Origin of the sequence: Paenibacillus sp. 37, from assembly GCF_008386395.1 — a bacterium.
In the GTDB taxonomy this organism is placed as follows: Bacteria; Bacillota; Bacilli; order Paenibacillales; family Paenibacillaceae; genus Paenibacillus; species Paenibacillus amylolyticus_B.
Genome location: NZ_CP043761.1, coordinates 6,962,682 through 6,977,914, shown reverse-complemented (window position 1 = coordinate 6,977,914; position 15,233 = coordinate 6,962,682). Strand labels below are relative to the sequence as shown.

General features: G+C 45.5%; 14 protein-coding genes. 11 read left to right on the top strand and 3 right to left on the bottom strand.

What is annotated here, in order from left to right; translation table 11 throughout:
- Positions 1-113: 113 nt before the first annotated feature.
- The 4 genes from F0220_RS29865 to F0220_RS29850 all read left to right on the top strand — a co-directional run bounded on the left by F0220_RS29865 (position 114) and on the right by F0220_RS29850 (position 4,163).
- Positions 114-1,868 carry a sensor histidine kinase gene (locus tag F0220_RS29865; RefSeq protein ID WP_105600590.1) on the top strand — a complete coding sequence of 585 codons (1,755 nt, stop codon included), beginning with the start codon at positions 114-116 and terminating at the stop codon, positions 1,866-1,868.
- Positions 1,843-2,568, top strand: a complete 726-nt coding sequence (locus F0220_RS29860; protein WP_105600588.1) for a response regulator transcription factor — start codon at positions 1,843-1,845, stop codon at positions 2,566-2,568. The genes F0220_RS29865 and F0220_RS29860 overlap by 26 nt, the downstream gene beginning before the upstream one ends.
- 138 nt (positions 2,569-2,706) lie before the next feature.
- Complete coding sequence (locus tag F0220_RS29855; RefSeq protein WP_105600587.1) at positions 2,707-3,375, top strand: WD40/YVTN/BNR-like repeat-containing protein; 669 nt, start codon at positions 2,707-2,709, stop codon at positions 3,373-3,375.
- A gap of 26 nt (positions 3,376-3,401) precedes the next feature.
- Positions 3,402-4,163 carry a leucine-rich repeat domain-containing protein gene (locus F0220_RS29850; RefSeq protein ID WP_105600585.1) on the top strand — a complete coding sequence of 254 codons (762 nt, stop codon included), beginning with the start codon at positions 3,402-3,404 and terminating at the stop codon, positions 4,161-4,163.
- A 174-nt stretch (positions 4,164-4,337) separates the two neighbouring features.
- Here the strand turns inward: F0220_RS29850 and F0220_RS29845 are convergent, their stop codons facing one another.
- Positions 4,338-5,429 (bottom strand): GntR family transcriptional regulator, encoded by a 1,092-nt coding sequence (locus F0220_RS29845; protein ID WP_105600691.1) that lies wholly within the window; start codon positions 5,427-5,429, stop codon positions 4,338-4,340.
- Between the two features lie 439 nt (positions 5,430-5,868).
- Here F0220_RS29845 and F0220_RS29840 point away from each other — a divergent pair, with 439 nt between their 5' ends.
- From F0220_RS29840 to F0220_RS29820, 5 genes are all read left to right on the top strand, one after another.
- Positions 5,869-7,485, top strand: coding sequence for a xylulokinase (locus F0220_RS29840; protein ID WP_105600583.1), 1,617 nt, complete (start codon positions 5,869-5,871; stop codon positions 7,483-7,485).
- A 1-nt stretch (position 7,486) separates the two neighbouring features.
- Positions 7,487-8,182 (top strand): L-ribulose-5-phosphate 4-epimerase, encoded by a 696-nt coding sequence (locus tag F0220_RS29835; RefSeq protein ID WP_047840995.1) that lies wholly within the window; start codon positions 7,487-7,489, stop codon positions 8,180-8,182.
- A gap of 275 nt (positions 8,183-8,457) precedes the next feature.
- Entirely contained in the window at positions 8,458-9,882 is a 1,425-nt protein-coding gene (araA, locus tag F0220_RS29830; protein WP_105600582.1) for an L-arabinose isomerase, read from the top strand.
- A 164-nt stretch (positions 9,883-10,046) separates the two neighbouring features.
- Positions 10,047-10,874, top strand: a complete 828-nt coding sequence (locus F0220_RS29825; RefSeq protein WP_105600580.1) for an AAC(3) family N-acetyltransferase — start codon at positions 10,047-10,049, stop codon at positions 10,872-10,874.
- Between the two features lie 456 nt (positions 10,875-11,330).
- Entirely contained in the window at positions 11,331-13,025 is a 1,695-nt protein-coding gene (locus F0220_RS29820) for a histidine kinase N-terminal 7TM domain-containing diguanylate cyclase (protein WP_105600578.1), read from the top strand.
- A gap of 76 nt (positions 13,026-13,101) precedes the next feature.
- Here F0220_RS29820 and F0220_RS29815 read toward each other — a convergent pair whose 3' ends face one another.
- Positions 13,102-13,449, bottom strand: coding sequence for a helix-turn-helix domain-containing protein (locus F0220_RS29815; RefSeq protein ID WP_105600577.1), 348 nt, complete (start codon positions 13,447-13,449; stop codon positions 13,102-13,104).
- 165 nt (positions 13,450-13,614) lie between these two features.
- On the opposite strand from F0220_RS29815, the gene F0220_RS29810 reads away from it, so the two are divergent.
- Both F0220_RS29810 and F0220_RS33275 read left to right on the top strand, forming a co-directional pair.
- Positions 13,615-14,418 carry a DNA-binding protein gene (locus tag F0220_RS29810; protein WP_105600575.1) on the top strand — a complete coding sequence of 268 codons (804 nt, stop codon included), beginning with the start codon at positions 13,615-13,617 and terminating at the stop codon, positions 14,416-14,418.
- A gap of 339 nt (positions 14,419-14,757) precedes the next feature.
- Positions 14,758-14,880 carry a hypothetical protein gene (locus F0220_RS33275; RefSeq protein ID WP_256974893.1) on the top strand — a complete coding sequence of 41 codons (123 nt, stop codon included), beginning with the start codon at positions 14,758-14,760 and terminating at the stop codon, positions 14,878-14,880.
- Positions 14,881-14,971: 91 nt separating this feature from the next.
- On the opposite strand, the gene F0220_RS29805 is transcribed toward F0220_RS33275, so the two are convergent.
- Entirely contained in the window at positions 14,972-15,232 is a 261-nt protein-coding gene (locus F0220_RS29805) for a DUF1871 family protein (RefSeq protein ID WP_091012277.1), read from the bottom strand.
- Between the last annotated feature and the right edge of the window lies 1 nt (position 15,233).

Sequence of the window (15,233 nt, the reverse complement as noted above, 5' to 3'; positions counted from 1 at the left end):
ACTGCAATTTGTTGTCTTGTATTAGAGAGACCTATATAATGTGGAGAGAAACTCCTGTTATATAGGTTTTTTTATATATTATTATTCTAATTCATCCATAAAGGACCTCCCTCATGAATTCCACAATAGAGCTTGTTGTTATGATTGCTTCGGTAATGATGACCTGCATCATTCTTATCTCGGTATACGGGTTCAGAAAAGAGCGTGGTGTAAAGTATCTTCTCGGTGTCATTGTATGCCGAATTACTTACTCCATCGGTGTCATTCTGGAGAGAAGCAGCTATGAATTAGGAGACAAGCTGATTTTTCGCAATGTACATCAAACGGCTCTTAGTTTAATGGTGCCTTTCTTCTTATTGTTCACCCTCGAATTAATCGGCCGAGACAAGTTTCTTAGACCCCGCTGGAAGATTGGGCTTTTCATCATATTCGCACTCTGGTCACTGCTCATGTGGTTCAATTCAGAGTTACATATGATCTATCGATCATTAGAACTTCATGATGGTCATTTGGTCACAGTCAAAACGGGATATTCCATTATGTTCTCTATGATTTGTTATAGTATTGTAGCTATATCTTTTTATTTGTTATTTCATTATATTCGAAATATTCGCGGTGATTTGCGAAAACCGATCATGTGGGTTCTGTTTTTCGCCTCTTTTTCTGTTGTTTTTGAGATTATTAGATTCGTGCACCCTGCATGGTCCTCGTGGCTCCTTTCGTTTACGGTTTACTGCAGTTTTATAGGTATGATCATGCTCGTGATTGTGTTGCGATTCAAGTTTTTCTCTATCGTTCCATTTGCAAGGAACATGGTGCTTGATACACTACAGGAGAGTATTCTAATTGCGAATGCTTCGGGCAAGATCATCGACAACAACAAACAAGCCTCCGAGTGGTTCTCGAAGCTGGGTCATCCCTCCATTTCTGGTCAGAATATTACGAATTTGCTTGCAAGATGGCCCAGTTGGTACACGTTGTGCGAGTCTATGCAACCGGGCAATGTCGAGATTGAAGTTTGGTTGGATGGCGAAAGAAAGATGTACAGTATTAACATATATCCGCTGCATACGCAGCGTAAGCAGAGACAAGGGGTTATCTCTCTGATTTTCGATATTACGGAGAAACAGCAGCATTTGGATCAAATTGCTCAACTCAGCCAATTGAAGGATCAACTGGTTACAATCGTATCACACGATATTCGTACTCCGCTGGCGGTGCAGTTTCAACTCGTTGAATTGTTGGAGGAAGATAGAGAAAGCTTCAGGCCAGATCATCGGGAAATCATTGAGCAGTTGGGGAACCAGACTCGCACTACACTGGGAATGACTAATAATTTGTTAGAATGGTTCCGCAGTCAGAGTGAAGACATGGTGCTTCGTCCACAGTTATTGGAGTTAACTGAAGTTGTGGAGGAATGCTTTCATATGCTGCATATTCAAAGTGAGGTAAAACAGATTAGGGTGAATTACAGTATTGCTCCAGGCACTTGTGCGTATGTAGATCGAGAAGCACTTGGATTAATTATTCGCAATCTGTTATCCAATGCTATTAAATTTACTGGGGTTGGCGGCTCCATCCATGTATCCGCTCATCTATCGGGAGAAAAGGTAACTGTTTCTATCCGCGATAATGGGATCGGTATGGAAGAGGAGTACGTTCGGCAATTATTCGGAGAAATGCGGCTGGGTTCATTGCCGGGCACCTTGGGCGAGAAAGGTACAGGACTTGGACTGATCGTGAGCCGACAATTCGCCCAGCGAAGCGGCGGAGTCTTGTGGGCGGATAGTAAATTAGGCGAAGGAAGTGTGTTTCACTTCACCATGAGAGGCGGAACAGGAGATGAAAGTTCTTATCGTGGACGATGAGTTCGCGATGCTGCTCGCTATGAAGCGAATGCTGTCGAATATGGAAGGCGTTAATCTTGTCGGAAGCTTCCGAGATGCGGCAGAGGCACTGGACTTTGTCCGGGGCAGCAACGTGGATCTAGCTATTTTGGACATCATGATCGCTGGGGACAATGGATTAGAGTTGGCTCGCAACTTGCGCTCAATTCGTGCTGAACTTGATATTGTGTTTACAACCTCCCACGCAGAATTTGCGCTGAATGCCTATGACGTTTATCCATTAGACTATATGGTCAAGCCAATTTCTAGAATTCGGCTGGCTCAGACGATCACAAGAGCAATGAATAAACGCAGTATATCGTCGGATGAGTCAATTGAGGGATGGGCTGGTAACCATGCAGCCAATGAAGACGAGTCTATATCCAATACATCATATGTGGTGGAAGCACCGGCGCTGGTCGCACTACTGACATCGCGAGAGAGAGAAGTGCTACAGGGCATTGCAGCCGGATCGACTAATGAAGAAATAGCCGAACAGCTACAGATCAGCTTGAGTACAGTCAAGGTTCATGTAAGACATATATTCTCGAAACTTGAGGTACATAATCGTGTTAGTGCGGTTGCCCGGGCACATGACCTTGCCGTTATAGGTAGCGGGAGTAACCCCATCATACGCAGGGAGAAGTCTCCCAATAAAAAGAGTGATTCCGAATTATCATGAAGTAGCAAACCGCCTAATGAACATTGGGCAGCTTTCTCTTCGTGTTCATGTGTTTCCCCTTCCTGAATCTTAAATTATATTTGGTGGTGAGTTGTATGGTCAGGGAAGGACTTTTTTGCGGTAGGAGATAACGGGAAGATGATGTCCTCTGTTGATGGGGTAAAGTGGACAGTCATTAAATCACCGACAACTCAATCACTTACGAGTGTGTTATATGCCAATAATACGTATTACGTGCCAGGGGAGGCCGGCACGATTCTTTCTTCCAAGGATCGGAAGACGTGGAGAACATTGAACACTAATGTAAAGAGAAAAATCAATGCGATGGCATCAAACGGCACAACACTGGTAGCCGTTGGAGAAAAAGGGCTTTTGCTCGTCTCCGAGGATGGTCTGAAGTGGAACGAAATCCCGGCACGGTTCCCTGGACATAATTTCGATGTGGTATGGGGTGACGGGAAATTTGTCGTGACCACTGCTAGTCACTATGGGAATGCACAGAGTGCGGTTATTTTGACTTCAGAGGACGGTAAGAAATGGGCGAGGACAGAGTTCCGTGACGAATTATATGCTCGTGGAATGAACACTGGATCCTTTGGCATCTCATACGTGGGCAATCTCTTTATTGCTGTCGGCAGTGAAGGTTCCATCTTCCTTTCCGATGACGCTGAGAAATGGACCAAGCAGGATGTCTTGACGGTAGACGATTGGTACGATGCGGTGGAGTTTAAAGGGAAAGTGTACGTCTTTGGAAATACAGGTAAAATCGTTACGGCTGACCTCAACTCCTTGAAACGGAGCCACTAATTAAGATGCTTAAAAGGAGAATCTATATGCGTAATCAATTCATCAAAAGTATGATCGTTTTATGTTTGGTTTTTGTACTATTACCGACCACTATTATCTCGGCTGCATCGCTTATCAAAGACCCGGTCTTGGCCAAAGTTATTCGAGCAGATCTGAAGCTATCGGCTAAGAAGGAAATAAAGGCTGGCGATTTAAAAAAACTAAAATCCATATATGCTATGGAAACGAAAAGTAAGATTTCCAACTTGCAAGGTCTTGAACATGCTGTTAATATGACGGATTTATTCTTGCCTGGCCAAAATATAAAAAATATTAAACCACTCAACAAGTTAAAGAAATTGACGTTCTTAGCGGTTGAGGGCAATCAGATTACAGATATCTCGCCATTATCAGGTCTGGCTAATCTGCAAAATCTGGTTATGGATGATAACAAAATCAAAAGCTTGGCTCCATTAAAAAATATGCGTAAGCTGACCAATCTGCTCGCCAGTGGGAATCAGGTGACTGATCTAAGTCCTCTTCAGAAGTTAAAGCTGGAATGGCTCATTATGAATGATAATACAATTCAGGATCTGACACCTTTAAAAAATCATCCGACCTTGGGGTATCTATATGTAGAAGATAACCTCATTAAGGATATTGCAGTGCTCGAAACCATCCCACATCTGACAGAGGTATATCTGGCGAACAATCCTTTGAATGATCGTGCTGAGCAGGTAGTAGAGAACCTGAAGAAGAAAGGCGTCGTTGTAAGCTTGGTAAGCGAAGAAGCGGATCAGGCGCAGTAAGTGGTGTCTGTTTCGGCTAAAGCAGATTAAATTATTTATATCGGAAAAGGTTAATCCCTCATTATATGGAACAAGAACAAAGAAGGCCGCAGATGATTCTGACGGCCTTCTTTAAGTGTGTTGGACAGGAACGCTCGGTAACAACTTTCTCGCTTTTCCGTTTCCGCACCAATATTACTCCACTTCGATCTCCTTCACCGTCTCCCCCTCAACCAGCACCGGCTGATAGTAGGTTTTCGTTGGCAGATCCTTTTTGCCTTGCAGATTCTTGATTACCCAATCGGCAGCATCACGGCCCATCTGCTCTTGCGGATGAGTTAGTGTGGTGAGCCGGATGTTGGCGTTCTTGGCGATGTATGAATTGTCCTGTCCAATGATGGATAACTCATCCGGGATCGAGATACCCAATTGCCTACAGGCGTGCACGACTTCAAGACCTACTTCATCGTTGTAACAAACCAGTGCGGTCAGCGAATCCCTGTTTTCGTCCAGATACGCTGCTACATTAGAGGATAACTCCGGTTTCGATGCGGTATCAAAGGAAAGCACTTGATCAGGATGGAACCGTAACTTCGCTTCACCAAGTGCTTTGATATACCCCTTCATCCTATACTTGCCCTGCAAATCATCCATTTTCGCAATAATACCGATCTGGGTATGGCCTTTGGCGATCAGTTCACGTGTGGCGAGATAACTGGATTGCACGTCATCCAGACAGAAGAAAGGAACCTCCAGCTCTTCATAAAAGGCATTAATCATCGTAAACGGTACATCCTGCTCCTTGAATGACAGGTAGTATGCAATATTGGGATTATACAGATTACTTTTGGTCGGTTCGACGATCAGGCCATCCACACCGTAGGAGAGCATCATTTCGAGTGCTTTTTTCTCCTGTGACACATCATTATTGGTACTGGCGAGCAGTAGCGAGTAGTTGTCCTCATTCAGACGACTCTCTATACCGCGGATAATGGAAGGAAAGATGTAATCCGAGATGTATGTTGTGATTACGCCAATGGTTTTCTTTGACGTATTGCCGCCTGATCGTGATCGATACTGATTACTAACGTAAGTTCCTGAACCCTTTTCGCTTCGTAAAAATCCTTCGTTTGATAACTCCAAAATGGCCTTCCGCACCGTCTGGCGACTTACATTGTAGCTTTCCTGTAATGCCAACTCGGTTGGAATCTGTTCGCCTATGCTATATGCCCCCGAGAGGATATGACTCTTTATATCATCAATGATGACCTGGTATTTTGGCTTCACGTAGTCCACTTCTTTCATCGTTACTCATCTATATCAACGTTGTTGTTCAAATAGTTGTACGTACATATTTTAGCATGATTCAGTTTGAATGCATATAAAACAGCATATTTTTCGAAATAAACCGTACATATCCGGCTTTTTTGCAGAGAGGTGTACCTTACAGCATAGCCACTTTATAGCTGAATGAGACCTTTGGCTAGCCAAATAGAGCACAATATGTGTCCTTTGTAAGTATAACTATTATATATGATTGACAAATGTACGTACAAAAAATATACTAAGGCTGTCAGAAAAGGAAAGCGTATTCTTTGAAAACACAGATTTTTGAACAACCTCTTATACAAAATTCATGAGTAGTTACTGCATAAGTAGAAGCTTCACCTTATATATGCATCCTTAGGGATGTGGAATCACAACCGGAGAGGGGATACACGTGATTATGAGTCAATTGGACTTGAAAGAAGCCATTACCAGTGGCGCTACTTCGCTCGGAATTGAATTTGGATCAACGCGGATTAAGGCGGTGTTGATTGACGAGCGTTTTGAGACCATCGCGTCAGGCAGTTATGAATGGGAGAACCTCCTGAAAGATGGATATTGGACGTACAACCAGGAAGATATCATCACAGGTCTGCAGACGGCTTATCGTGAGATGAAGCAAGATGTGGAACAGAAATATGGAATTACGCTGCGAACGGTCGGTTCGATCGGATTCTCGGCCATGATGCACGGATATGTGGCATTGGATAGCGCGGGCGAACTGCTGGTACCTTTCCGCACCTGGCGTAACGCGACGACGGGAGCAGCTGCAAGGGAGCTGACGGAACTTTTGCAATTCAATATTCCTGAACGCTGGAGCATTGCCCACTTGTACCAAGCTATCTTAAACGAAGAGGTACACGTACCTCAGATCAATCATCTGACAACTCTGGCTGGATACATCCACTGGTTGCTGACGGGCAATAAGGCGATTGGCATCGGCGATGCGTCAGGCATTTTCCCAATTGACGAGTCTACACATAATTACCACCCATCCATGATCCAACAGTTCGATGAACGGATCGCAAGCAAAGGTTATCCGTGGAAGGTTGAGGGTCTTCTTCCCAAAGTATATCTCGCTGGTGAGAACGCAGGTGCATTGACAGAAGCGGGAGCCAAGTTGCTCGACCCTTCGCAAGATCTGCAAGCAGGCATTCCGCTCTGCCCGCCAGAGGGCGATGCCGGAACGGGTATGGTAGCAACGAATAGCGTGAGAAAACGTACGGGGAACATCTCGGTCGGCACCTCGGTATTTGCCATGATCGTACTGGAGAAGGAACTATCCAAAGTGTATCCGGAGATCGATATGGTCACCACACCGGATGGTAGCCCAGTAGGGATGGTGCATGCCAACAACTGTTCCAGTGATATCAACGCATGGGTGGGACTGTTCCGTGAGTTTTCTCAAGCGATGGGATATGAAGTGGATAACGGCAAGTTGTTCAGCGTGTTGTTTAACAAAGCTTTGGAGGCAGACCCAGATGGTGGTGGCTTGCTCAGCTACGGTTACTACTCAGGCGAGAACATTACAGGACTTGAGAAAGGCCGTCCATTGTTCGTCCGCTCCCCGGAAAGCAACTTCAATCTGGCAAACTTCATGCGGACACATCTGTTCAGTGCCTTCGGTGCACTCAAGCTGGGGATGGACATCCTGACGGAGGAAGAGAATGTAGCCATTGATAGCATTTTGGCTCACGGTGGCCTGTTCAAGACCCCTGTCGTCGGACAACGGATTGTAGCTGCTGCGATGAATGTACCGGTGTCGGTCATGTCTACCGCTGGTGAAGGCGGCGCATGGGGCATGGCGCTTCTGGCTTCGTACATGATCAACAAGGATCAAGAGGAGAGCCTGGATGTGTTCCTGGAGCAGAAAGTCTTTAACGATGTTGAGGGAGTCGAAGTGGCGCCAGATGCATCGGATGTGAAGGGATTTGAAGCATTTATCGAACGCTATCGGAGTGGACTTGCGATTGAGCAATCAGCTGTAGATCATCTGGTAGAGAACGGGAGGGAATAACATGTTAGAACAACTGAAAGAAGAGGTATTTCAGGCGAATCTGGAACTGCCCAAGCACGGACTTGTAAAATTCACTTGGGGTAACGTCAGCGCAATTGATCGGGAAAGCGGTCTGTTCGTAATCAAACCAAGTGGCGTCAGCTACGATGTGATGAAAGCAAGCGACATGGTTGTGGTTGATCTGGACGGTAACGTGGTGGAGGGTGAGATGAGACCTTCCTCGGACACCGCAACACATGCCGTACTATATAAGCATTACTCGGAGATTGGCGGCATCGTGCACACACACTCCACATGGGCAACCATCTGGGCGCAAGCCGGACTGGATGTTCCTGTAATGGGAACCACACATGCGGATACGTTCTATGGGGCTGTGCCTTGCGCACGTTTCCTGAACCAGGACGAGGTGGATCGCGGATACGAAGCGGAGACAGGACGTGTCATTATTGAAACGTTCGAACAGCGCGGAATTGATGTGATGGCGGTTCCGGCAGTACTGCTCCATGGTCATGCACCGTTTACGTGGGGGAAAGATGCCAAGTCAGCGGTGGTGAACAGTGTCGTGCTGGAGGAAGTATGCAAAATGAACCTGTACGCGCGCCAATTGAATAACTTCGCAAAAGAACTGCCACAAGGCATCCTGGATAAACACTATCTGCGTAAACACGGCAAAGACGCGTATTACGGACAGAAGTAATTTGACTATGTATCGATCGGATGACACTAATCCAATCGAATAGGTCTTTTGCTACTACTACCAATGGAGTTGTATAAAACTTTTACACGATAACGGAGAAGACAGAAGAAAGCTGGAGAAGCGCAGCGTTCACCTTTATCCCCGGATTTTCCCTGTATAAAAGGGAATCAAAAAAATCTGGGGATAACAGTGATCGGAAGATTATTCTGGCTGCGCAGTGTTCTAGTGTAAACCCATATTGTTCAACTATAAAAAAATGAAATGAGGATGATTATATGTCAGCAACAGCAGCAAAAGAGTTCTGGTTTGTGGTCGGTTCACAGCACTTGTATGGAGAAGAAGCACTGGGCGAAGTAAAAGCCAATGCACAGAAAATTACGGATGCGCTTAATGCCAGCGGCGTGCTGCCGTACCCGCTTGTATTGCAGGATCTGGCGGTAACCGCAGATAAAATCACGAGCATCATGAAGGAAGTCAACTACCGCGACGAAGTAGCGGGTGTCATCACATGGATGCATACATTCTCCCCAGCAAAAATGTGGATTCGTGGTACAAAATTGCTGCAAAAACCTTTGCTGCACTTGGCAACCCAATTCAACGAAAGCATTCCTTGGGCAACCATCGACATGGACTTCATGAACTTGAACCAAGCCGCTCACGGTGACCGCGAATATGGCTTCATTAATGCCCGTCTGAGAAAACAAAATAAAATCGTTGTTGGCTACTGGGAGCGCCCGGAAGTGCAACAGCAGGTTGCAGACTGGATGGACGTAGCGGTTGCCTTTAACGAAGGTTTCAACCTCAAAGTTGCTCGCTTCGGAGATAACATGCGCAACGTTGGCGTGACCGAAGGTGATAAAGTAGAGGCACAAATCCAATTCGGATGGACGGTTGATTACTTCGGCATTGGCGACCTCGTGCAATACGTGAACGCCGTAACGGAGCAGGAAATCGATGATCTGATTGCTCAATATAAAGACCTGTACGAATTCGACTATGGCACGAACAGCAAGGAAGCTTGGGAAGCCAGCGTACGTGTGCAAGCAAGCTATGAGATTGCGATCAAACGTTTCCTGGACGAAGGTGGTTATAGTGCCTTCACGACGAACTTCGAAGATCTGCATGGCATGAAACAACTTCCGGGTCTGGCTGTGCAACGCCTGATGGCGCAAGGGTATGGGTTTGCCGGTGAGGGTGACTGGAAAACAGCTGCACTGGATCGTTTGCTGAAAATCATGGCACATAACGAGAACACGGGCTTCATGGAAGATTACACCTACGAGATGGCTGCTGGACAGGAAGCAATCCTGCAATCCCATATGCTTGAAGTAGATCCTACACTGGCTAGCACGAAACCAAGAATTATCGTGTCCCCACTGGGTATTGGCGATCGCGAAGATCCAGCTCGTCTTGTATTCGATGGCAAAGCGGGTGAAGGTGTCGTGGTATCCATGGCAGACTTCGGTACCCATTACAAACTGCTGATCAATGAAGTATCTGCATTCGAGCCTACCGTTCCAGCACCTAATCTGCCGGTAGCGCGTGTATTGTGGAGCGTGAAGCCGAACTTCCAGGATGGCGTTAGAGCATGGATCGAAAATGGTGGCGGTCACCATACGGTTGTATCCTTGAACCTGACGACAGATCAGATCGTGACATATGCGAAGCTGGTGAATCTGGAGTACGTTATTATTAAGTAAAAGTAGATTGACAGCTACTGCATGAACCTATACGAATTTTCTCTGTGGCCGGGGGTTAACCCTCGGCCCTTTGTTTGTTATGCTGAGAAGCATGATGTGAAACTGAGCATGGGTTTACTTTTCCATCGAAAAGGGATAAGAAATGAAGGAGGTAAGGAAAGGATATGTATACAAAAGAAAGCTTGATGCAGCAACTGGAGCAGCTTGGTTTGGATCGCCAAGGTACGTTGCTTATGCACTCTTCAATGAAGAGTTTGGGCGAGGTTGAAGGTGGAGCAGATACGGTGTTGGATGCCTGTAGCGACTATATGAAAGACGGATTGTTGGTGCTTCCCACTCATACGTGGTCTACCATTAATGCGGATAACCCAATGTTCCACGTGGAAAATTCTGTATGCTGCGTGGGTATTCTACCTGAGCTTTTCCGTAAACGTCCGGGCGTGGTTCGTTCGTGGCATCCTACACACTCGGTAGCGGCACTGGGGAGGGATGCAGAGGCATTTACGAAGGACGATCATCTCTTCGATACACCGTGTGCGAGAGGTTCAGCATGGGGAAAACTGTTGGATCGGAAAGCGACGATCTTGTTAGTGGGCGTTGACTTGAAGCGGAACACATTTATCCATGGGGTCGAAGAGTGGGTGGACATTCCAGGCAGAATGACGGACGAGCATGAGATGCTTTATACGGTTTTACCGGATGGAAGTCAGATTTCGGTACCGTCCCGCAGACATTGTGGGTTGCCATGGTCGGAGCATTTCTGGAAAGTAGACGAGGTATTGGTTCGCGAAGGTGCGATGCGTAAAGGACAGCTCGGTGATGCGGTTGTTAGAGTGTGTGATGCGACTAAGACGTCAGAGATAATCACGGAGTTGCTGAAGGATAACCCAGACTTATTCTCAGACAACGAACCCTTTTATTCCCCTAAATATGAATCTGATCTGGTCGGGATGAGTCATGAAGCATATCTCAGAAACGAGACACGTTATTAAGCAACAATTGGAGCTGTTGATCGCTGAGAAGCAGGTCGTTGAAGGCGAACGTTGACTTGGTCATGAGCAAATCATAGCCAAAGTACGGGAAGAGTAGATGTCCCTGATCAGAAGGTTAAGTACTACTGCCGGAGAGATAAACTCCGCGAATGATATGGGTTATTTGAATCAAACCAATTGCTGGCTGGCCGCTCCGTTGGATATGGGCGGTTTTTTTTGTGGAACAGTCAGATTCCTTCATAAAAACGCAAAATAGATCAGGATTTCGATCAGAGGTTGGTCGGACTTCCAGTGTATGGGCTACTCACCCTTATGGTGCTGTGATAAGATATGGTTAAATTAACCAATGTTTGTCGTAGCGGTATTGTATAGGTGTTTATTGAAGTTTTATATAGGTATCACATAGAATTATGAGCAATCACGTTGTCATTGTAGCATCTAAGAAGGAGAAGATTCGTGAACCCATTAGTATGGTATGATCTCTTTTTATTCGTCCTATTGTTCGGTGTAGGTGTATATGTGTTTGCTACGGTTAGAATTACGAACTTACATAAGGTGTACTTTTTGTTTCACGGGTTGATGATGCTCTGGCCTTTCTGTCAATTTGCCAGTACGCTTACGGATGATTCTGGTCTGCAGTTGTTCTATGTTACGTTGTCTTTCGTTGCAGTCTCTCTGCTTGGGAGCGGGTGGCTTCTACTGACGATCTTTATTACCGGTTACGCGGAGCGGTTGAGTGCAAAAGGCACTTTCCTGCTATTTGTCCCTGCGGTGATCGGGGCTATAGGTGTAGTCGCAAATCCATGGAACGAGTTCGTCATTCCCCTGGAGGGCGGGTACATCGAGCGGGCTTACGGCCCTTGGTTCTGGGTTGTGATGGTTATTCTGGTGAGCTATTTCTTGGTTTCCCTCGTCGTTCTGTTCCGGGCGGTGTATTCATCGCAGACGTCTGCCATGATCAAAAAACAGGTACGGATCACCCTATGGGGTATCTTGGTGTTGGCTGTTTTTGCAACAATCGATGCGATTCTGAATGTCGTTCTAGCCCGCTGGTTGCCGATCATTCCTGGCATGACATCGCTGGGGATCTTTCTGTCGGACCTGTTCTTCGTCTATGTGATCAAAAGATACAATGTGTTCGATCTGGTCTCCATCGCGCATGAGGACGTGATCAATACGATTCCATATGGCATCCTGGTACTGGATGAGAATGAAGTCATTGTTGAAGCGAACAAAGCCTCACGATCCTTTATGGATCTGCATGTGGGGGATTCTTTTGATATGGAAGCCTTTCTGGAGTCTGTTCAAGTCGTGGGCAGCTGTCGGGAGTTCGTGAATCATTATAAGAAAAAAGAAAATACCCTCTCTCATATTGAAGTGATCGTGGAGCGGGACAGCAACATTCGGCACTATATTCTGCAATCGTCTCCGATTGTGGATTCGGCTCTTGTGCCGATCGGTCATATCCTTACGTTCCAGGATGTCTCACAGGAGCGCTTCTATGTAAAAGAGATGAATCGCCAGAACGTAACGCTTCAGGAGCGAAATCAGGCGCTAGACTTGATCCGTCAGGAGTTATCCGAGGCCAATCGCAAACTGGAAGAACTCGCCCTGACGGACAGTTTAACCAACTGTTACAACCGACGTTATCTGACCCAACACCTGAATCATGAGGTCATTACCAATATTCAATACAAAACACCATTTTCACTCCTGTTGCTCGATATCGACTACTTCAAAGCGATCAATGATCGCTATGGGCATGTCATTGGGGATGAGGTGCTTGTTCGTACGGCGGAGGCGGTCAAACAATCCATTCGCAGTACCGATATCCTGACGCGTTATGGCGGGGAAGAGTTCATGATCTATCTTCCGCATACGGAGCATGATTTGGCGAACCAGATCGCGGAGCGCGTGAGAACAGCTGTGGAGTCTAATCACATTGAGGTGGATCACGAGATTATGCAGGTGTCGATTACGATTAGTATTGGGATTCTTTCCTTTGAGGACTTTGAAATGGAGCATGTGCCGGAGAATCCGGAGGGGTATTTGACTCAGCTGTTCGCTGCGGTGGATAAGGCCTTGTATCAGGCGAAGCAGAATGGGCGGAACAGAGTGGAGTTTGCGGAGTTTGAGCGGGAAGTTATTTGAAAAGAGAGATAAAAAAAGAGTGGAGGCGTTACTCCACTCTTTTTGGTGTTAGCGAATGATACTGCTGCAGATATAATTAATCGGAATCTTTATGTGATTTTTCGATAGCATTTAAAACTTCTTTGCTAATTTTGGTCAATGATACGATGGTATCTGTACTTTTACCACTTATTAAAGTTATATGTTCATCCAAGGCTCTTTTGTACTCAGAGTCTTCTTTGAATTTAAAGATTTCTTCAGCAGTGACCTGCAATCCATTCATTATTTTCTCAAGAGTTTCCAAAGAAATGTTACGATCACCTCGTTCAACTCCACCAATATAGCTGTAATGAAGACCTGCTGCTTCCGCCAGTTGTTCCTGAGTCCAGCCTTTTGCCTTTCTTAACTCACGTATTCGGTTTCCTACGTCCTCTGGTAAACTCATTTGATCACCTCCACTTAAGGTTAGAAGAGGTTATAGCATCCTTACAGACTAATATGTACAAAGTGTTATCTTGAATAAAAGTACTTATAAGTACAATTTATATTGATCTTCTTTTGGTTTATCTATACAATTATAAAAAAATGGATAATTAAGGAGGACTTCTCTTTGCGCAAATCTATCCTAAAATCACTCAAACCGGACATCATTGTTGAAATGTTGGACATGGCTGTGGCTTTTGAAAATTGGAACAAGGTGATGGAGAGGGCGGACATGTTATATCAATGTGTTCAGTCTATCCATGAAGAGAGGCAGGAGTATCAGTCAAAGGGAGTGCCTGCACCACATATACACATCGAGAGGCCCTTGGTCTACTATTACGGGTTCAGTCACTTAATGCGGGGTATGGCTCACCAAAAGATGGGACAGGTAGATCAGGCGCGGGCATGTATCGATCAATATGCAGAACTAGGCTGGATGGAGGATTTGGATGAGGTAGGCATGCAGGCGGTGCAGGAGTTTAAGCATAAGGCACAGGTGAATCGGTATGCTCTTGAGATTGAAGCCGGGCAGTTGGAGCTGCTGGAGGAGTTTGTGAACTTTTTGCTTGAGCATCCGGAGGAATGGTTGGTGGGTCTAAAAGTGATTACGGAAGCAGCAGTGCGGCATAGATGGCAGATTGATCGGCTTTTACATGTGTTCGAGGATCAGATACTGGACGATGGCACAGAAATGAATTCTTCAAACAATGATGATATGTACCATTACTGTTATCAGCGGGCTTTGTATGAACAGTGGATGGGAAGGCCACAGGTGGCCGTGGAGCGCATTTTGCAGGCGATCAGGTTAGTGGATATGCTTGGAATGGATAGGTGTTTTATAAGGTGCACGGTATTGTTGGAATCATTGCGGGAAGAGGCGACGGCGGAGCAGATCGGGCGGTATCGGGTGATGTTGGAGGAAATGGAATAAGTTTAGTGGTCAAAGATTGCTTTGCCTCGGAGCAGAAATTTATCTGGAATAAATTGCGGTTTGGGATTGGAAGAAATATAATGGTAATGGGTTAATACCCATACTAAACTACGGTAAGTTCCGTAGGCTAAAAGAGCAGCGTTATAAGGAGAAGGGCTCACTGTAGCACTGAGTCCAATAAAAATTGCCCCTCTTGGGAGCGAAAAGAAATTTAATAAGAATCTAAAAGCAACTTAATCGGAATTAAAAGAGAAAATTTGTGGATACTTCTATCTGCGAAAGATGAAGTAGATAATTATGTTCTGTCTAGTTTCGGTACGTACCTCACGGAGGTAACGTGTGAGAAAAATGAGAAAGAACAAAGGCAGGTTGCGTGATCTTGTAGAGCAATACCTCATTGGGGTGACGGTTGGAGTAACAGCAGGAACACTGCTTATTCTGATCCAAAGACTCTTGCAATAAGCGCACACGAAGAGGGGGTAGTCCGGCCGGCTACCTCCTCTTTTTTGTTTCATCCGAAATTAAATGCTACGGATTTCGTGTGTGATTTTGTTTAGTTATCATGAGAAGTATCAAGAATTTTGTTTGCAATAGTTATACACGATTCTAGACTCTCAGTGAATATATCGCTCCCGAACCTCCTCCTGAACATTGTGTATATTTCTTTTGCTAAGGTATCTTTATCCAAGCTGGCGTTGCGAATATATTCTTCAATTTTTTTTATTTCTTCTTCATATTCATCCTCAGGAGCATAGGGAAATAGATCAAGTGGATCCCATTCATCTATAATTTTTTTAACTAAAATGTGTAACACC